The 17,768-nt window shown below is 46.8% G+C and carries 15 protein-coding genes, 3 tRNA genes and 1 pseudogene; 9 read left to right on the top strand and 10 right to left on the bottom strand.

Annotated elements, in window-relative coordinates:
* The first annotated feature begins 187 nt into the window (after positions 1-187).
* Positions 188-1,321: an SAM-dependent methyltransferase gene (locus QUA97_RS07535; RefSeq protein ID WP_333194207.1), complete on the top strand. Its 1,134-nt coding sequence runs from the start codon at positions 188-190 to the stop codon at positions 1,319-1,321.
* Between the two features lie 360 nt (positions 1,322-1,681).
* Here the strand turns inward: QUA97_RS07535 and QUA97_RS07530 are convergent, their stop codons facing one another.
* From QUA97_RS07530 to QUA97_RS07515, 4 genes are all read right to left on the bottom strand, one after another.
* Positions 1,682-2,821, bottom strand: a complete 1,140-nt coding sequence (locus QUA97_RS07530) for a fatty acid desaturase family protein (protein WP_194068242.1) — start codon at positions 2,819-2,821, stop codon at positions 1,682-1,684.
* Positions 2,822-3,242: 421 nt separating this feature from the next.
* Complete coding sequence (locus QUA97_RS07525; protein WP_194068241.1) at positions 3,243-4,508, bottom strand: glutamate-5-semialdehyde dehydrogenase; 1,266 nt, start codon at positions 4,506-4,508, stop codon at positions 3,243-3,245.
* A gap of 4 nt (positions 4,509-4,512) precedes the next feature.
* Positions 4,513-4,917, bottom strand: a complete 405-nt coding sequence (locus QUA97_RS07520; RefSeq protein WP_194010047.1) for a hypothetical protein — start codon at positions 4,915-4,917, stop codon at positions 4,513-4,515.
* Positions 4,918-5,162: 245 nt separating this feature from the next.
* Positions 5,163-5,234: transfer RNA gene (locus QUA97_RS07515), tRNA-Gly, on the bottom strand.
* 219 nt (positions 5,235-5,453) lie between these two features.
* On the opposite strand from QUA97_RS07515, the gene QUA97_RS07510 reads away from it, so the two are divergent.
* From QUA97_RS07510 to QUA97_RS07500, 3 genes are all read left to right on the top strand, one after another.
* Positions 5,454-5,594 (top strand): hypothetical protein, encoded by a 141-nt coding sequence (locus QUA97_RS07510; protein WP_194010048.1) that lies wholly within the window; start codon positions 5,454-5,456, stop codon positions 5,592-5,594.
* Positions 5,595-5,863: 269 nt separating this feature from the next.
* Entirely contained in the window at positions 5,864-6,325 is a 462-nt protein-coding gene (locus tag QUA97_RS07505) for a hypothetical protein (RefSeq protein ID WP_194068240.1), read from the top strand.
* Positions 6,326-6,625: 300 nt separating this feature from the next.
* Positions 6,626-8,446, top strand: coding sequence for an ABC transporter ATP-binding protein (locus QUA97_RS07500; protein ID WP_194068239.1), 1,821 nt, complete (start codon positions 6,626-6,628; stop codon positions 8,444-8,446).
* Between the two features lie 87 nt (positions 8,447-8,533).
* Here QUA97_RS07500 and QUA97_RS07495 read toward each other — a convergent pair whose 3' ends face one another.
* From QUA97_RS07495 to mgtA, 4 genes and pseudogenes are all read right to left on the bottom strand, one after another.
* Positions 8,534-8,764 carry a hypothetical protein gene (locus QUA97_RS07495; RefSeq protein WP_194068238.1) on the bottom strand — a complete coding sequence of 77 codons (231 nt, stop codon included), beginning with the start codon at positions 8,762-8,764 and terminating at the stop codon, positions 8,534-8,536.
* A gap of 25 nt (positions 8,765-8,789) precedes the next feature.
* Positions 8,790-8,855 (bottom strand): annotated as a pseudogene (locus QUA97_RS07490) (hypothetical protein); the annotation flags it as partial.
* A gap of 295 nt (positions 8,856-9,150) precedes the next feature.
* Positions 9,151-9,822: a glutathione S-transferase gene (locus tag QUA97_RS07485; protein ID WP_333194203.1), complete on the bottom strand. Its 672-nt coding sequence runs from the start codon at positions 9,820-9,822 to the stop codon at positions 9,151-9,153.
* Between the two features lie 48 nt (positions 9,823-9,870).
* Complete coding sequence (gene mgtA, locus QUA97_RS07480) at positions 9,871-12,390, bottom strand: magnesium-translocating P-type ATPase (RefSeq protein WP_333194201.1); 2,520 nt, start codon at positions 12,388-12,390, stop codon at positions 9,871-9,873.
* A 309-nt stretch (positions 12,391-12,699) separates the two neighbouring features.
* On the opposite strand from mgtA, the gene QUA97_RS07475 reads away from it, so the two are divergent.
* The 4 genes from QUA97_RS07475 to QUA97_RS07460 all read left to right on the top strand — a co-directional run bounded on the left by QUA97_RS07475 (position 12,700) and on the right by QUA97_RS07460 (position 15,562).
* Positions 12,700-12,784 (top strand) — tRNA-Tyr (locus tag QUA97_RS07475).
* A gap of 57 nt (positions 12,785-12,841) precedes the next feature.
* Positions 12,842-12,913 (top strand) — tRNA-Thr (locus QUA97_RS07470).
* 204 nt (positions 12,914-13,117) lie between these two features.
* Positions 13,118-13,690: a hypothetical protein gene (locus tag QUA97_RS07465; RefSeq protein WP_333194199.1), complete on the top strand. Its 573-nt coding sequence runs from the start codon at positions 13,118-13,120 to the stop codon at positions 13,688-13,690.
* A 654-nt stretch (positions 13,691-14,344) separates the two neighbouring features.
* The gene (locus QUA97_RS07460; protein ID WP_194068234.1) at positions 14,345-15,562 is read left to right on the top strand and encodes an HhoA/HhoB/HtrA family serine endopeptidase; all 1,218 of its coding nucleotides are present in this window, start codon (positions 14,345-14,347) and stop codon (positions 15,560-15,562) included.
* Between the two features lie 257 nt (positions 15,563-15,819).
* Here QUA97_RS07460 and QUA97_RS07455 read toward each other — a convergent pair whose 3' ends face one another.
* Positions 15,820-16,167, bottom strand: coding sequence for a DUF760 domain-containing protein (locus QUA97_RS07455; RefSeq protein ID WP_194010056.1), 348 nt, complete (start codon positions 16,165-16,167; stop codon positions 15,820-15,822).
* 42 nt (positions 16,168-16,209) lie between these two features.
* Complete coding sequence (gene scpB, locus QUA97_RS07450; protein WP_194068233.1) at positions 16,210-16,725, bottom strand: SMC-Scp complex subunit ScpB; 516 nt, start codon at positions 16,723-16,725, stop codon at positions 16,210-16,212.
* 189 nt (positions 16,726-16,914) lie between these two features.
* On the opposite strand from scpB, the gene QUA97_RS07445 reads away from it, so the two are divergent.
* The coding region (locus QUA97_RS07445) for a transposase (protein ID WP_333194309.1) at positions 16,915-17,768 on the top strand (854 nt) is incomplete at its 3' end.

Raw genomic sequence — 17,768 nt, 5'->3', positions numbered from 1 at the left:
AGTTTAATACGGGCTGAAAGCCTGATAAATTCGTTGCCTAATCCGACCTTTCAGTCACATATTTTTATATTTTAGCAGGCTTTAGTTCTTAAAACCTTAATTAGTAATAGTTTCAGATTTTTGACCCTATAACGGCCAGCAAATTTTTGTGAGATAGAATAGCAGCATCTTTAAAAACAGTATAAACATGAGTTCATCAACAGTTCTACAAAGCATCGAAAAACACATCCCTATCGTGGGAGATGTACACACCAAAAGCCCGATCGCCTACGGAGCAACTCGCTTCGTAGTCAGTGCAGTTAACGCGGTGCAAATGGCAGTAGCAGAGTCTTATATCAACGGTTTAGAAGTACCGGATTCTGTATTGCGATCGCTTTTTGATACCTGTATGCCAGTCTTTTTTAAGTATTTTCCCTCCCTCCTCGCACCCTACGAATGGGTACTAACAGAAACAGACCATACCGCCGAAGGGCCGCGGGATTTAATGAAGATTCAGTACGACTTACCTCAAGCCATGCTGAATCCGATGTTAGGCGACAGCAAACTCATTTATCCTAAATACAGCATGGGATTGTGGGAAAAAGGAGCCGCCAATCTCGAACAAGCACAAATGCAGATGATTGATGATGTCATTGAAAAGCTACAGATACAAGATGGCGACAATATTTTAGACTTTGGCTGCGGTTGGGGCTGCGTTCCCAATTACATTCTTTCCAAATTCCCCAATGTCCAGTTTACCGGCATTAACTTGAGCCACCACCAATGCGAGTATATGCGGCACAAGATGCAAGACCCCGAAAGCTACCTTAGTTCCGGTCGATTTACCCTATATGAAGGCGATTTGAACGACGCCAACTTCGAGACCAAATTTGACACAATTCTCTCCATCGGAGTTTTTGAGCATATAGGCAATTTAAGGAAAGCTTTCCAAAAGCTGGAATCTTTCCTGAAGGATAACGGCAAAGTTTTCATTCACATCATCACAGTTCGCACTCCCAACAATATATCCAGCGTTTTCACCCACAAATACATTTTCCCCCACGGCCGTTACTGGAAATACGATGCCGTGCCCAGCCACAACAAAGACCTCAAAACCATTAAAAGATGGTATATCAACGGATACAATTACTCCAAAACCTTTGCTAACTGGCTGAAAAACTTTGACGATTCTCAGGCAACAGTCAAAGATTTAGACTACGGCATCGACTATGCCAAATTTCGTCGCATCTGGCGGTTTTACTTGATTTGGTTTGTGTCTAATTTCGCGAGTTGCGACGGCGAATATAACGGTAACGGTCAATATTTAATGGTTCGCGCCTAATCGCTAGCATTCCCGGACAGGCTTTGATCTCATGTCCGGCTAATTATATCAAATCCGGTAACATCGGAATTGTAGTAGGGGCGGGGCGGGTTTATATAATTTTTCGATCTTTATCAAATATTTAACCGCACCCGTACCGACAAAACTTAAAATGCTCTAATTCTGCATCAAACGGAAATGATATTGCTTGTTACCAGGATCTTCTTGATAACGTAGATAGGCGAGGAATAGCCGACTTTTATCTCGAAACTTACAGGAGAGAAAGCTGTAGGAGGTGCTTAAGTTATTAAGTTTTCGCTCTTTACTGTTGACCAGCAGTAAGGTGCGCTCGCGCACCTTACTTATTAAAATATGACTATATCAGCCTTTGTATTCTTCCAGAATACTGCAATTCACGGCCATTGTTCCAGAGGAATCGGTGAAGGTGACTTCATCTTTGTAATGTCTGGGGGTTTGCATCAACAAGCGCCAAGCTTCTCCAGCATCGATTAAATTCATGCGGCCGGGATAGTGAATTTGCAACAACTCTTGCACCATCGGGTAATAGTTTGAGTTGATGCTGGGAAAAATGTGATGTTCTGTGTGGTAAGAAAAATTTAAGTGCAGGACATCAAATATTTTAGGAACCCGCAGCGAAGCACTATTTATCAGCGGGTCGTTAATCTCGGTCATCCGACAGCCCATGTGATTGGTGAAGATGTAGAACATGGCGGCCCCATGACCGATCGCGATCGGCAAAATGTAGGCAAGAGCTACTTTAATCGGGTTAAACTCTAGATAGAACAAGATACTCAGGTGAATTCCGACAATTCCCAGACATTCAAAGGCGATCGTTCTTCTATCTTTCGGACTAACTGTAAAGGCAGCCGGTACGTAATCGACAGATTTATCGTTGAATAACAGTATCGAGGTGAGATTGCGGAAATTGTGTACAAACCAGGAACCTGCCATCCCGACAATTAACCACAGCGGATTGACTTCCACCGACGGTACAAACAGATTTTGAATCCATTTTCCCCAGGTGTCGGGCTGCTGGTACAGGTAATTGCGATCGGGATCTGCAGCAGAATTGGTGTTGTTGTGGTGTACGAGGTTGTGCAGATTTTTCCACTGAGTAGGCGGCATGAACAGCATACTTAGGCCAAAAAAGGCGATCGGATAAGTCAGGCGCGACTTTTTCTGAACGCTACCGTGCATCAAGTCGTGGGAGCTAAACAGCAAAACTGTGATACTATTGCCCATGATGACGGCTAAGGGTAAGTAAAGCCATAAAAAATAGACTGGCCAGCGATCGAGATTAGCAGCAATTCCCCATCCCAACAATAAAATCGCGATATTTATCAGCAGTATCCCTAACTTGCTTGAATTCGGTTCAAAGGCATCTGATGGCAGCAGCGGGCGCAATTTTTTAACATATACCGAGTGGTGAATTAGCGTTTCTTCGCTTAAGGTCGGTGTTTCAGTCTTGTCTAGAGTATTGAGTTTTTTTTCTGATTTCATGTTTTGGATAAGAGTATTTCGATGTCACTCAATAACTTTCTACAGTTAATTGTATCTGAGATATTGCAGGATTGTTAGCAACAGGTTTGCCTGTTCTGCAAAAATTTAATGTTCTTGTGAAATAAGCCGGAGATTCCGTTTCCAAACAGCTTATTGAAAATAAGGGTATATATAAGTTATCGGATTGTGAACCAATAACCAATAATATCGTTTCCGGTTGCATCAGAATAATAAAATCGAGTTAACTGTCAACAATCATGTTTGAGTGCAACCGAAATTGATATGATTTGTGCTCAATAAAGTGAGGTATGCCCAATCCCTCCGCTTCGCGCTCGCCCTATGCCCGGTTTGGCCTATGCCCTATGCCCGACAGCACCTCATCTTTCTGAGAATTGATATAGCTCACAAGAAGCAACTTACCTTAAAATTGTCCGTTACCTTGAACAATTTCTTTAATTGTCGTCAGCGTATCTAGCCCGATTAATCCCCGGCGATAACCTTTTTGGTTGGACATTCCCAAAAATATCGCATCTCCCCGATTTTGATAGCGCCAAAACCGAGGGGAGGCATTAATAAAAGTTGAGGCGCTGTTGACATCTAGAGCAAATTGGCGGCTTTCTAAGTAAGATTCAGTGGCGATGGAGTCAGCGTGGCCGCTGCTGTAGCGGTTGATCCAGCCGATCGCAATTTCTAAACTATCGACAACTTTAAACGCTATGGTTTTGTTTAAGTAAGGTTGAGTCCACTCGTAGGGTTCAGCCAGCTTCAACTCTGGGAAATCTGCGACGAGATCTGCGTCTCCGCTAATTTGAAAGCCTTTTTCTTTTAAACTGTTCCACAGCCTGACTAAGGAAGAAGGCTTTTGGTTGCGATCGATCAGCACTTTCTCGATCGCATTTACCGGATCTGGCACACTTTGATGGCTGTCCAAAATCATCCACCTTGCCATTTCCAAACTACCAGTCGGCGACCAATAGAGGTAGCAATTGCCCATTGCCGATCGCAACACCGGTGCAGTGCACAGCCTTACCACCTGCTGCACCAAACTCGGTCTGCCGTAGGGAATAATTAAATTGAGATATTGGTCTTGAGTCACCAAATCGCGGATTGCAGCGCCCCGATCCGGCGGCAATACCTGCAAACATCCTGACGGCAAACCTACCTCATCGATCGCCGAGATCAAAGCTTCTCCAATTACACTATTAGTTTGCCAGCTTTCGCTACCACCTTTGAGAATCAAACTGTTAGCGGTTTTGAGACACAAACCCGCCGCGATCGCCCCCAACTCGGGAAACGCCTCGTAAATTAGGGCGATCGCCCCCAGCGGCAGCGATTGACAGTATACTTGACAGCGATCGACCTGATAGGAAGCATTGATCACTCTGCCGATTGGATCTGGCATTTCCCCCAACCGTTCCAGAATTTGGACAGTTGTCTTGATCCGTTCCGGTGTCAGCTTCAGCCACTCCACAATCAAGTCGGGAATCGCCATATCGCGACTCGCTTCTAGATCCAGAGTATTTGCTTCTAAAATGTCATTTTGTCTGTCTTTTAGCGATCTCGCCATCGCCTGCAAACCAGCAGCGCGATCGGTGCTTTTTGTCGCCGCCAAGTCCAAAGAAGCTTGATAAGCGCGACGGGCAACATTTGCCCCATCTGATGAATGACTAAATTCTTCTATTATCATTTAACTAACGCCTGTAAGCCAGCCATACCATCAGTGCCGGCAGCATTGCTAGCAGCACGGCGACCATTGCCCACAGAATCACATTCGGCCCGGGCGAGTTCAGCGCCAGGGGCAACCAAATCACTAGCGGGACCAAAATCATCCCTAGCGCCAGTGGCAAGTAGTGGGTTTTCAAACCCGGATTCGCTCTGTTCCATTGCTTCCCCGTCCAGCGCCAAGCCTGCTTGTAAGGATAGTTTGTTGATAGTTGTTCGATCACCTGTCCGCTTTCGTCCAATACAAATATTTGCTGACAGCGGTTGCAGCCAAAGGCTTCTGTCAGCGTTATGGGTACGAGACGACCCTTGCGCCGGCAAGGGCACGGGTACTCATCGTTTAAGTCAATTTTTTGAGCTTTTTGGGATGGCACGAGCGATCGGATAAAAAAAGCGTTTTTGCAAAAATAATCGTTAACATATCCACTTTATCAAGCTTGTCAATTCTGCCAGAGGCTTTCAACTGCTTGTTTCTAGCCGAAGCTAGACCAGCAATTTTGACTTGCAAGTTCTGGACTCAATTGTACCACTAACTTAGGTATTTTCAACCATTTCTGGGAGTATACCAAATAGTTTCTTTTGATACTTTTGCATTTTGTTGATTTTTTCCATCTTCTAAAGCGGGTGACGCGATTCGAACGCGCGACATTCACCTTGGCAAGGTGACGCTCTACCACTGAGCCACACCCGCATTTCCTGCGGTCTTAACTATAATGTCTCAATTCTCCGAATTTGTCAAGTCTTTTTTGTAAGTTTTTTTTTCAGACACTTCAGACAGCGCGCCGGGCCGCGCCCCGCCTGAATTTGCAGCAGCTTGATTGTTAAAAAAATCAGTAATTGCAGTGCTTTTAACCGTCATCCGCCCAAGGCAAGGCTACAATCAAGCTGCAATCGTGGGAGAACACTGCTCATGTCAGACTTAAATCGCGGAATCATGAAGTTCAAAGGAGCTGACAGCCCGATCGCGATCGGGCTTTCGGCGATCGTCATTGGCAGCGGCATCGGCTTCCTGATCTGGTGGGCGATGCAATCAGCCTACGCCTTCAGCTAACAGGCGCATAGAACTAGGACTTATGCAAAAACCCGGTTTCTCAGAAAAATCGTCGATAGATTCGGGAGATACTTGAGGCAGGAACCGGGTTTTTGAGTTCGCGCGCCTCCAGCACTGAGAACCTAAGAATTAGAAAGCATTGCTCAGAAGGCAGAATTTTCAGCAAATTCTGTCTTCTATATTTTTTTGCCCTCAGACAGCACTTGCCAAACTCTTATGTGGTGCTTATCCTGAGCTTGATGAGGCTTTTATACTTGTAACTTAATATTATGCGATCGATTTTCTTGACGTTTGCTCTCATGTGTTTAGCTAGCCCCGCTGTGGCCGCAACCTGCGAGGAAAGCTTTCAAAAAAAAGGCGACTTTCTCAGTGGTGCTGCCTTTTCGGCGCGGGTTCAGGTTGAGGGATTATCAGTAGAAAAAGCATTTTCGCAATTGCGACCCATTTTAGCCCGCGAGGGGATCAAGACTGTCAGCACTGATGTCAGCATGGGTGTGATGAAAGCAGAAAATCCCGCAACAGCTTTTCAGCGCGCTTTGCCGATCGATGTATTTGCCTCAGAGGATGGCAATCTGTTAACTGTCGAGATGATTTTTACCATTCCCAGTGGCGTGGGTGCAAGCAGGGACACCGTGAAAAAATACTTGTGCGATGCGCTAAATCAATTGTTGCCCAAAACTACAAGTACAAGGACTTCTGCGACACCACAACTGAGTTCGGCATTGCATTAATTCGATCGCTCTTGGGGAAACTATCTGCGTCAAGGAACGTTAATCTGTGGTTTCCTGTTGCTGCATCAACGCTTGAAATATCATCGCGGGCGATCTATCGAGTGCAGCAGATCGATCGCCCTTCCCCATCATATTTATGCCAAATCAGCGATCGCACTCCTGAGTTAGCTGAGCCTATCTGCTGTTATCCCATAGATTTCCCCCGCCGACTACTTTTGTAGTATAATTGTAGTTCTGTCGCCATCGCGCGCAATTATCAAACTCAAGTGTTTGGAAGGGGTTGTATCTCACAAGAAATTTATGGCAAGCTTTCAGGACATCATCAAATACTACAACAATTACTGGAAAACCTCGGTTCTGAGCATCGGTGCATCCAGCCTGTTTGCGATCGCAGATTTAGCCGTACCCTACGCGATCGGGCAAATCTTAAACGTATTGTCCGATCGACCTACAGATACAATAACGCAAAAATCGATCGCAGCGATCGCCTCACTTACCCAGCAGTCACCAAGCAAAATATTATCCTTATCCGTCTTGCTGGGCTTGATTTTTATCGTAACAGTCGCCAAAGCACCCATACAGCCTTGGGTGGGAAATTGGTTCCACTGGGCGCTACCATTAACAGCGCGGCGCGATCGAATGAAAGGAGCGATCGGCAAAATCCTCACCTTACCCCTAGAATTCTACGACGAAAACAACGCCGGACGGATTGCCAGCCGCATCGCCAAAGGCATCGCCAACCACACTTGGACTTACCCAGAAATTGCCGGTGAATTCATCCCCGAAGTCGTGCGCTTAATCGGCATCTTTGCAGTTATCTGGTTAATTGAATGGCGCATCGGCTTATTAATTTTGGTTTCCTTCCTCTTTATCCTCAGTTTCACCCTCCAAAGCCTCCGACAAGTCACTCAGCGCGAAGCAATTTTGGATGAATACATCGAAAATACCGAAAGCCGCAACTCAGAAATTATTACCAACATCAAAACAGTCAAAGCATTTGCGACGGAAACAGACGAACTAAAAAGACAAACAACCAGACTCGATCGCGAATTGAAAGTAGTAGTTAACCGCATTCACAAAGGATACGTCATCCTGGGGACATACCAGCAGACCATCGTCCAGTTTTGCCTGTTTTCAGTTCTCGGTTTTAGTTTGGCAGCAACAGTCGCCGGCCAGATATCTCTGGGATATTTTGTTACGGTTTACACCTTAGCAAGCATGGCCTATTCCCAACTGCGTCCGATTAGCATTATCGCCGAATTATTGGCCCGCCGCTATTCTTCAATGATCCGGTTTCACGAGTTTATGCAATTGCCAGACGGTGTAGATGCAGGCAATTTAGCAACGGAAAATGCTGTATCGGCATCGCCCTATAAATTTACTGGCAAAATCGAATTTTGCGGGCTGACATTCGGGTACGATCGCCAAAAGCCGGTTTTGCAGGATGTAAATTTATTAATTCATCCCCGCCAGACTGTAGCATTAGTCGGGCGATCGGGTTCGGGGAAATCAACATTAGTTAAACTGCTGTTTCGGTATTTCGAGCTTAATTCCGGGCGCATTCTGATCGACGGCGAGGACATTTGTAGCTTAGACGTGACTCGCTACCGCAAGCGTTTAGCCATCGTGCATCAAGAAGTAGACGTATTTAACGGTACTCTCTTGGAAAATTTGATTTACGGCAACCGGAAAGCAACTTTTGAGCAAGTTAAGGAAGCTTGTCGCATCGCCAGAGTAGACGAGTTTGTCGGCTTGTTGCCCCAAGGTTACTATACCGTTGTCGGGGAGCGGGGAATGCGTTTGTCCGGCGGTCAGCGGCAGCGGTTGGGAATTGCTAGGGCTTTGTTGGTGGAGCCGGACGTGTTAATCTTTGACGAAGCTACTTCTAGTTTGGATTATGAATCGGAGCGATCGATCCAACTAGCCATGCAAAATATTTTGGGTACGCGCACCACCATAATTATCGCCCACCGACTGAGTACAATTCGCGAAGCCGATGCGATCGTTGTATTAGACGGCGGTAAAATCGTTGAAATTGGTAGCCACGACGAACTCTTGAAGCAACAAGGCATTTACCGCCGCCTGCACTCCCTGCAAGAAACCGGCGAATTATTGAATTAGGGATTTGGGCTTAGCCTGCTTACTTGGTGCACTTCGGTGTACCAAGTAAGCAGGCGTTTCATCTACCAAGTGCATTTATAGCGGTTCTCAAGCGTGGTGAGGTATGCCCATAGCCCAGCCTTCGACTTCGCTCTTCGGGCAAGATGCCCTGTTTGCCCAATCCCTCCGCTTCGCGCTCGCCCAATCCCTCCGCTTCGCGCTCGCCCAATTCCCAATTCCCAATCCCTCCGCTTCGCGCTCGCCCAATCCCTCCGCTTCGCTCCGCCCAATGCCCTGTTTGCCTTTTATTCGACCTATTAGTATCCGAAGTATGTCCACATTTAGGACAACTTTTCGATGTGTAATGAGCCGGAACTTTCGTTACTAACGAACCATTTAGATGGGTTTTGTAGTCAATATACCCATGCAATTCGGCCTAAGACTATTTAGGTTTATTTCGATTGACTCTAAGCCTCTTCTTGCTTGCCTTCTTACCCGATTTAGTCCTAGTCCTGTCCCGTATTTCGGTTAGGTTTTATCGTCCAATCAGGGTGTTAGGTTTTGCAATCTCCTTACTGACTTGGTGGTTTACATCAGCGATATAGCCTTTCTCAAAAAAGTGAGGTATGCCCGGTTTGGCCGGTTTGGCCGGTTTGGCCGGTTTGGCCGGTTTGGCCGGTTTGGCCGACAGTACCTCATCTTTCGCTTGAAAGGGTATAAACCGTTTAATTCAGCAGATCGTAGGCCCCGCCACGTTCTAATGCACGGCGGTATGCGGGACGCGCGTGAATGCGATCGAGAAAGCCCATCAGTTTCGGTCGGCTGCTGTCCAACCCTGCCCGTACAGCGGCCGCCTCCAATGGAAAGCTCATCTGAATATCGGCTGCGGTGAACTCACTACCAACAAACCATAAGCTTTTCTCAAGTTCTGCTTCTAGATAACCCAGATGCAGTGCGATTTGAGGCTCAATGAACGATTTATTGACGCGAGCCACAATTGCCCGCGCGATGGGTCGAGCGAAAAACGGCATCGGACTTGTTTCGATTTGGTCAAAGACTAGCTTCAACAGTAGCGGGGGCATCGCAGAGCCTTCAGCATAATGCAGCCAGTAGATGTATCGCAACCGTTCCGGCGTGCCAAGCTCTGGAGCGAGTCGTCCGCCACCGTAACGGTCAACTAAGTATTCGACGATCGCACCGGATTCAGCCAGAGTCAGCGCACCATCGGTAATCACGGGAGACTTGCCGAGTGGATGTACTGCACGCAGCGACGCGGGAGCGAGCATTGTTTTCGGATCGCGCTCGTAGCGCTTGACTTGATACTCTAGGTCGAGTTCCTCTAGCAGCCAGAGCACTCGCTGGGAGCGAGAGTTGTTCAAATGGTGGACAGTAATCATGTTTTTATTCTTAGCTTACAAGGGATTGATGCGGTTAATTGTGAATGGTCAAGAGTGGATGTGTTGATAGAAAACTCGTTTAACAGTTTCTGCACAGAGGATGTAAAGTCCGACAATTGCTGCCAGTACCAACAGGAATTCGAGCGGCAAAGATTGAAATCCCAGTAAACTTGCAACCGGAGTATAGGGAAGGAAGAGTGTTATCAGGACGATCGCGATCGTGGCCATCAACAAATACTTTCCCGGCTTGCTCGCGAGAATCGACTGCCGCGTCCGAATTACCAGCACAATCATGGATGCAGAAATCACCGATTCCATAAACCAACCAGTTCGGAATTGCGCCTCGTTGGCGTGCAGCAGAAATATTAATGCTCCAAACGTCAGATAATCAAAGACTGAACTGAGTAAACCAAACACCAACATAAATTTGCGGATGAACTTGATATCCATGCGGCGGGGTTTGTTTACCAATTCCTTGTCTACGCGATCCGTGGCGATCGTCATTTCAGGAAAATCAGTCAACAGGTTTGTGAGCAAAATCTGACTGGGCAGTAGCGGCAAAAAGGGTAAAAACAGAGAAATGCCTGCCATGCTGAACATATTGCCGAAATTAGCGCTCGTTGCCATAAACACGTATTTAAGCGTATTAGCAAACGTCACCCGTCCTTCCTTCACACCCTCAACCAAAACATTTAGGTCTTTTTCCATCAGCACAATGTCGGCTGCTTCCTTCGCCACATCAACCGCACTCTCAACGGAAATGCCCACATCCGCAGCATGAAGCGCCGAGGCATCGTTAATACCGTCTCCGAGATAGCCAACCACATTCCCCGCTTTTTTGAGCGCGATGATGATCCGCTCTTTTTGATTCGGCTCAACTTCAGCAAAGACATTGGTTTCTCCAACACGATGAAGTAGCGCTTCATCACTGAGTTTTTGGAGCTCGGCACCAGTCAAAACCTTTGGTTTGGGTAGTCCTATCTGTTGAATGATACTGATCGCCACAGCCCGACTATCCCCCGTAATCATCTTCGGGGTGATTCCCAGGGCTATCAATTCTTGGAGGGTGTCAGCAATACCTGCTTTTGGTGGATCGAACAGGGCAAGATAGCCCATAAATGTCATGTTCGTTTCATCGTCTTTGCTGAAGGAATCGCGATCGCAATTGCGGTAAGCAACTCCCAATACTCGAAATCCTTTGCTGCCCAATTCCTCAGCGCGTTGTTGAATATTGTCCTGCTGCGGCGCAATGTCGATCGTTTTCCCCTCAACCGTCTCTACCGTTGAGCAGACATCCAGAATATTTTTGAGTGCTCCTTTGGTGACAATTAGATGCGTATTCTCTTGTTTAAACAGGATGCTTAAGCGTTTGCGGTTGAAATCGTAGGGCACTTCATCGAGCTTTTGATAGGCAGAGATGTCAAATGTCTTGTGTTGACGAATCGCTTGGTCGATCGGATTTACATAGCCAGATTCAGATGCAGCATTCAAATAAGCGTAGAGCAAAACCCGATCGCTCTCCTTGCCATCCACATCAACCGCCGAGTGAATTTTCACCTCCCCTTCCGTCAGCGTACCCGTCTTGTCCGTACAAAACACGTTCATACTGCCAAAATTCTCGATCGCAGCCAACCGCTTCACAATCACCTGCTTTTTCGCCATTTGCTTAGCGCCGCGAGACAAATTGAGGCTGACAATGGCAGGTAGAAGTTGAGGAGTCAGGCCAACCGCCAGCGCTAGGGAAAATAGAAATGATTCCAAAACCGGGCGTTTCAGGTAAACATTTGCCGCAAAAATCAGGACAACCAGAATCAGCGTCACCTCCATCAGAAAGTAGCCAAATTTGGTGAGTCCCGCTTCAAATTCGGTTTCCGGCGGCCTAAGTTTCAATCGTTCCGATACCTTACCAAACTCAGTCTCCTTTCCGGTATGCACCACCACTGCTTTGCCAGTACCGCTGATGACATTGGTACCCATATAAAGGATGTTAGTGCGCTTACCCAGATCGGTTTCTGCGGGCAGAACACCGCTGAGTTTGTCAGCCGGATAGGTTTCCCCAGTCAGCGCCGCTTCATTCACCGACAAATCTTTCGACTCCAGAATCAGACAGTCACCGGGAATGCTATCGCCAGCATTAAGCAACACAATGTCACCCGGAACCACCTGTTCATTGGGAATTTCTTGAGATTTACCATCCCGCAACACCGTGGCTTTTACTTGCACCAAAGCCAGGAGCTTCTCAACAGCATTTCTCGCTCCCCGTTCTTGCCAAAATCCTAAGAATCCGCTAATTAGGACGATCGCCAAAATGATGATCGCATCTGCCGCATCTTTCAGAAAGATCGACAGCACAGCAGCAAAAATCAGAATCAAGATAATCGGACTCTTAAACTGGTTGAGCAACAGCGTCAGTGAGTTCGATTGCTGTTTTTGTTTCAGACTGTTCGCGCCGTATTCGCTCAGGTGTTGTTGAGCATCCTGACTGCTTAAACCTGCGGGCGTAGACTTCACCTGAGTCAGCACCCGATCGGCAGGCAAGTTCCAAAACGTCGAAAGTTGTGAATTCATTGTTTTATAGCTCAATACGGTTCACTTAAGACTGTTCAGTCTGTAAAACCAGGTGCAAAATATATACTGCGATCGCTTTCCTACCCTTCGCGAACGCCTTCGGCGAACGGATCGCTTCGCTAACACGCGGACGTTCGCAATCACAAAAAAGCGTTAAGTCTTGTTTTATGCCTAACTTTTAATATCCTGTTCGATTTTCCAGTTTACCGCTAACTGACTTATCGGTTCCGAGCCGAATGATTAGAATTGTAAATGTAATGTTGCAAAATCAAGATGAAGCTGCTAAGGTGTATAGCTGTGGGTACAAATGGGTCGGTGCCCGAGCGGTTAATGGGGGCGGACTGTAAATCCGCTGGCTACGCCTACGCTGGTTCAAATCCAGCCCGGCCCACCACAATTTACATAAAAGTTAAAAATTAAAAATGTTAAATTAAAATTTTTAATCTTTTATGCCCGTGTAACTCAGGGGTAGAGTACCTCCTTGGTAAGGAGGAAGTCGCGAGTTCAAATCTCGCCACGGGCTTATCTTTCCAATCATTATGGCTGCGTCCTTTAGCAGTCTCACTCAATCTTTGATTGACGGCGGGCGCTGATTTTCCACTGATCTCGTCTTTCAATAATATCAACAATATCGGGCATTTTATTTTACCTCATCGGGGACAAAAAGTTCTATGGAGTACCGTGAACTTATGCCGCCCACAATACTTGTCGCGCTTCGACTCAGTTCATGCTGAGTCAATTTGTGCTTAGTCTAAACTCCAAGAGGGATAGTGCGAGGGAATCCCCACAGCCGATCGCGCACAAATCGGAAGTAGAAACTTCTGACTTATCTGTAGCGCGATCTGTGGAGTACGAACAATTTAATTTTCCGGTGAATTCTGAGGTTAATTTTCATCTTAATTCTGACGGCACCCTCGATAAATTGCCGTCTGGCGATCGGGCGATGCAACCAGCCGCCGAAACCAAAGCAACATCTATTGCAACAGCAGATATTCCCAAACTGAACGAAATAGAACTGCCAATTATCAGCGCTGAGGCACTGTATGCCAGGGAAAACGTCAGAATCAATTCAAGTTCCAGGGCCCCTGTTGTCCAAATATCTCAGTCAATTGTAGAAGTAACAGGTTTGCGAATCAATCAAACACCAAACGGTTTGGAAATCATTTTAGAAACCGGAGGGCAACAATTACAAACTACTACTAGAGTACAAGGCAATACGGCGATCGTTAACATTCCCAACAGCTTTTATGTGCTAGATGGATGGAAAATTTACCCGCATTTTATGAGTCAAATAAACTAGATTATTAGTAAAATTTATAGGACAATAGTTGAGGGTTAAAATACAATTCTGAGGAACGAAAATTTAAGAATTTAAACATCGGTCACGTTTTTCTCTATCCAGAAGCCGCGAGGTAAACAGAGGCAGAGCCTCCGCACCTGCATTACCAGGCTCTTCGTGGTAACGAGCGATTCCTGGCCCGGCGCGATCGTCCGGGACTGTGATTTTTGACTCGGTGGGGGTAAAAAATCACGACATTTTCAGGGGCGGGCCCGGGATTGGCGGCAAGATCGCCTAACAGGGGCGATCGACCTTTAGGATCGCACAAATGACCAAAAATCAGCGTTTAAAAGTCAATATGCACGGAAAAAAATATTCATTTGGGAGAATTGACAATTTTTTCGCCTAGTGAAAGTGCCTATTTGAAAGCTCTAGTCGCACCCGATACCGCAAATCCCAGGCCGAGCCAAGTTACGATAAGAATTATTGGTTTTCTTGGCTGTTTGAAAATCAAGCAATTTTTGCTTGTTGGGCACATCAGCACTTGTCTGTTAACAGCTATGTTCTTGAGGAAGCGGTAAGCCTCGCCCCGCTTCCTTAACCTGCGGCCAAGACAAAAATGCTCGATGCCAAAGGTTTCTGCGGGGATGAGGTATTCAGCGGGAGTTGTTAAATATGAGTTTATCTTTTAAGCAAATGACCCTTTATGTGACTTTGCTGTCGATCGGCGGAGGCGTCGGATGGTTGGGGAATCGCTACCTGCAAGCCCCAAATTATCTGGAAACTGGATCGGTTTTGCCCGTGGTGCGGCAGCAAATCCCGCCCTATGCTTCTCCTCCGGTTCTAGAAAATCGCGCAGTCGATCGCACCAATCCTAATTTTATTGCTGAAGCAGCCGAAAAAGTCGGCCCGGCAGTCGTGCGGATTGACGCATCGAGCAAGGTGACGAATCAAGTACCGGAAGCTTTCAAAAATCCTTTGTTTCGCCGGTTTTTTGGGGACAATTTGCCGCAGCCGGAAGAACGAATCAAACGCGGCACCGGTTCGGGGTTTATTCTGACTGCTGACGGCCGCATCGTGACGAATGCTCACGTTGTCTCCGGTACGGATACTGTGAAGGTGACGCTCAAAGACGGCCGCGAGTTTGAGGGTAAGGTGCAGGGTGTCGATCCGCTGACGGATGTGGCTGTGGTTAAGATTAATGCTAAGGAACTGCCGCAGGTTGTTTTGGGTCGATCGGACAATATTGTACCCGGACAGTGGGCGATCGCGATCGGCAATCCTTTAGGTCTCGACAATACCGTGACTGTCGGCATTATTAGCGCCACGGGTAGAACCAGTTCCCAAGTCGGCATCCCCGACAAACGAGTCCGATTCATCCAAACCGACGCAGCCATCAACCCCGGTAATTCAGGCGGCCCCCTGCTCAACGACCAAGGCGAAGTAATTGGCATCAATACCGCCATTCGCGCCGACGCTCAGGGCTTGGGATTTGCAATTCCGATCGAAACGGCCAAACGAGTTTCCGATCAGTTATTCGCCAAAGGAAAAGCCGAACATCCCTATCTCGGCATTCAAATGATCGGCTTGACTCCCGCCACCAAAGCAGAAGTCAACAAACAACTAGATAATAAAATCACCCTCGATCGAGGTGTAGCCGTAATGCGAGTGGTGGAAAATTCCCCCGCTCAAAAAGCCAACCTGCGCGCCGGAGATGTGATTCAAAAAATTGACGGAATTGCGGTCAACACTCCCGGAGACGTGCAAGAACGGGTGGAAAACGCTGCTGTCGGCAAAGAACTAGAAGTGGAAATTAACCGTTTGGGTCAAGTTCAGAAAATTAAAGTACGTCCGGGTGCTTTTCCCGTATCCGCTAGCCCCGCCGGTGGATAATTTCAACAGTTGACAGGATGCAGCATACAGGTTGAGAGTTTACAGAAGGACGATCGATCGCGCGAGGAGATGGCGAGGGAGAATGAATCTGATGCTCGATCGTTCCCGACACAAAAACCGGGTTTTTTACTAAAATCCTCCGTCTGTCGCGAGGTACATAGGATTAAAAACCCGGTTTCTTAATTCCCTGTCCGTCCAGGATTGTTTATTTTTGGAACAACATTCATCTTTATGGCTTCGGCAAACCGTTGATCTGTTTACTTTTCTTTAGGAGAGTTTGGTTTAATCGAACTCGTGCTGGCTAAATTTTCTTCTAGGTGCATCCTCTGCTCCATTTGCCTGAGAAAATAGCCTGTCATCATCGCGGAAGCTAGCAAACCTGCTAAATTTTCGCGGTCGGTGGTGATTTGGACATTAAAATTGTCTGAAGGCAATACCCCGACAAGTCCTTGGACGTTATGAGAGATAATTTCTTTGATTTCAGGGCTGGCGGACTTGGCGATGCGGGCTAGAACCTCGGGAGATTGGTGTTGGAGGTACTTCAGAAGTGGGTTGACTGCGGTTTGTTGGGCATTGTCTGGGTCAAAGTCAGGGTGAAAAACCATTTGGCGATTCTTAATTTCTGGCTGGCTACATTCTACTTCAAACTACTCGTCATTGCTTCGGTGCAAATTTGCCTGAAAGTCAATTTGCAGTTGTTTGGGGAGTTGGTCTACTTGAAAGTACCTATGAAATTTCTCGGTAACTTGTAACCAATACGATCGCCCGTCGGTAGGCTTCCGCTTGCGAACAAAGCCCATTTCTACCAGTTCCTGCACTTGTTGGTAAGCTCCAGAACCCCGCAAATTGACTAAATCCGGCTGCGCGATGCCGCCTTTGAGGGCGATCGCCGCCAGCGTCCGCAAAGCTCCCACACCTAATTCTGGAGGTATCAAAGTTTGCATCAAATTGGCAAACTCGTCTCTCAGTTGTAGGCTGTATCCCGTGGGAGTTTCGACGACTTCTAGGGCGCTGTCGCGGCGGGAAGAGTCAGACATGAGTTCAATAATGGCATCTTCGGCGGCAGGTCGATCGCACTTAGCAATCTCGGCAATTTCTGCTATTGAGACCGGCTGACCTTTAAGGTAAAGTATGGCTTCTATTGTTGTGGCTAAGCGAGTCATTGGGAAATTGGTAATCGAAAATTGGGATGTTGAAGTTCAACTAGACAGGAGGAGTCCCGCACTCTAACTGTACTCCGTTGAGTGACGGGAGGAATGCGCGCCAGGCCTGACTGCCGAGCAAATCTTTGATTTCCGCTATTGCAATATTAGTTTTCACCAAATACGATAACACCAGAGTTTGTGAATGTAATGTCCCAAGCGATCGCAGCCAAGCTAAAACTAAACCTGACAGCCGAGCAAAAAGCTTTGGTGTCTCAGACTACTTTAGCCTACCGAGATGCCTTGAATTACACTTCACAAGTCGCTTTTGACGCAGGTAAAACCAGCAATGGTGCTAAGCTACAAAAAGCGGTCTACAACGAACTGCGGGTGAACTTTGGACTGGGAGCCCAAATGGCTTGCAACGTACCCAGACAAGTTTCTGGAACTTACAAAACTTTGTGGACTAAGGTAAAACAATCTAACGATGCTATTGCTTCATGCTACACTAAGAGACGGTATAAAGGGTTAGACAAAGCCCCCAAATATATATCTCGAACTTGTACCCTAAACTATCAACAGGACTACTCTTTTAAGACCGAGCAGCAAGTGAGTATTATCACGCTGCAAGGTCGAATAGTTGTCTCCTATGATTGCTACAACAAGCATTTAGACTTAATTGCCAATGATGCTCATATTGGAGCGGCTAAAATTGTCTATCAGCGTTCTTCTAAGGTCTACTACTTAATGGTCAGCATCGAAGTAGAAACGCCTAAAATTGACCCACTGAAAATAACTAGAGTCTCTGGTGTTGACGTGGGTATGCGCTACTTAGCGGTGGAAACAGACTTGCAAAATAAGTCTAAATTCTACTCAGGTTCAGATGTTAGACATAAAGCTAACCGCTACCATAAAGCACGGATGACTCTTCAGCGTAAAGACACTCGTTCAGCGAAGCGAAGATTAATCGCTTTATCTGGGAGAGAGAGACGGTTTATCGCTGATGTGAACCACCAAATCAGTAAGGATATTGCAACACCTAACACCCTGATTGGACTAGAAAA

Source organism: Microcoleus sp. CZ3-B2 (assembly GCF_036705055.1).
Classification (GTDB): Bacteria; Cyanobacteriota; Cyanobacteriia; order Cyanobacteriales; family Microcoleaceae; genus Microcoleus.
Note: the sequence above shows the minus strand (reverse complement) of the source record. Positions and strands in the feature narration are given on the sequence as shown.

Excerpts from the sequence above, each read along its gene's own strand:
- QUA97_RS07535 (WP_333194207.1), top strand. The coding sequence starts at position 188 with ATGAGTTCATCAACAGTTCTACAAAGCATCGAAAAACACATCCCTATC.
- QUA97_RS07530 (WP_194068242.1), bottom strand. The coding sequence starts at position 2,821 with ATGAAATCAGAAAAAAAACTCAATACTCTAGACAAGACTGAAACACCG.
- QUA97_RS07525 (WP_194068241.1), bottom strand. The coding sequence starts at position 4,508 with ATGATAATAGAAGAATTTAGTCATTCATCAGATGGGGCAAATGTTGCC.
- QUA97_RS07510 (WP_194010048.1), top strand. The coding sequence starts at position 5,454 with ATGTCAGACTTAAATCGCGGAATCATGAAGTTCAAAGGAGCTGACAGC.
- QUA97_RS07505 (WP_194068240.1), top strand. The coding sequence starts at position 5,864 with ATGCGATCGATTTTCTTGACGTTTGCTCTCATGTGTTTAGCTAGCCCC.
- QUA97_RS07500 (WP_194068239.1), top strand. The coding sequence starts at position 6,626 with ATGGCAAGCTTTCAGGACATCATCAAATACTACAACAATTACTGGAAA.
- QUA97_RS07485 (WP_333194203.1), bottom strand. The coding sequence starts at position 9,822 with ATGATTACTGTCCACCATTTGAACAACTCTCGCTCCCAGCGAGTGCTC.
- mgtA (WP_333194201.1), bottom strand. The coding sequence starts at position 12,390 with ATGAATTCACAACTTTCGACGTTTTGGAACTTGCCTGCCGATCGGGTG.
- QUA97_RS07465 (WP_333194199.1), top strand. The coding sequence starts at position 13,118 with ATGCTGAGTCAATTTGTGCTTAGTCTAAACTCCAAGAGGGATAGTGCG.
- QUA97_RS07460 (WP_194068234.1), top strand. The coding sequence starts at position 14,345 with ATGAGTTTATCTTTTAAGCAAATGACCCTTTATGTGACTTTGCTGTCG.
- QUA97_RS07455 (WP_194010056.1), bottom strand. The coding sequence starts at position 16,167 with ATGGTTTTTCACCCTGACTTTGACCCAGACAATGCCCAACAAACCGCA.
- scpB (WP_194068233.1), bottom strand. The coding sequence starts at position 16,725 with ATGACTCGCTTAGCCACAACAATAGAAGCCATACTTTACCTTAAAGGT.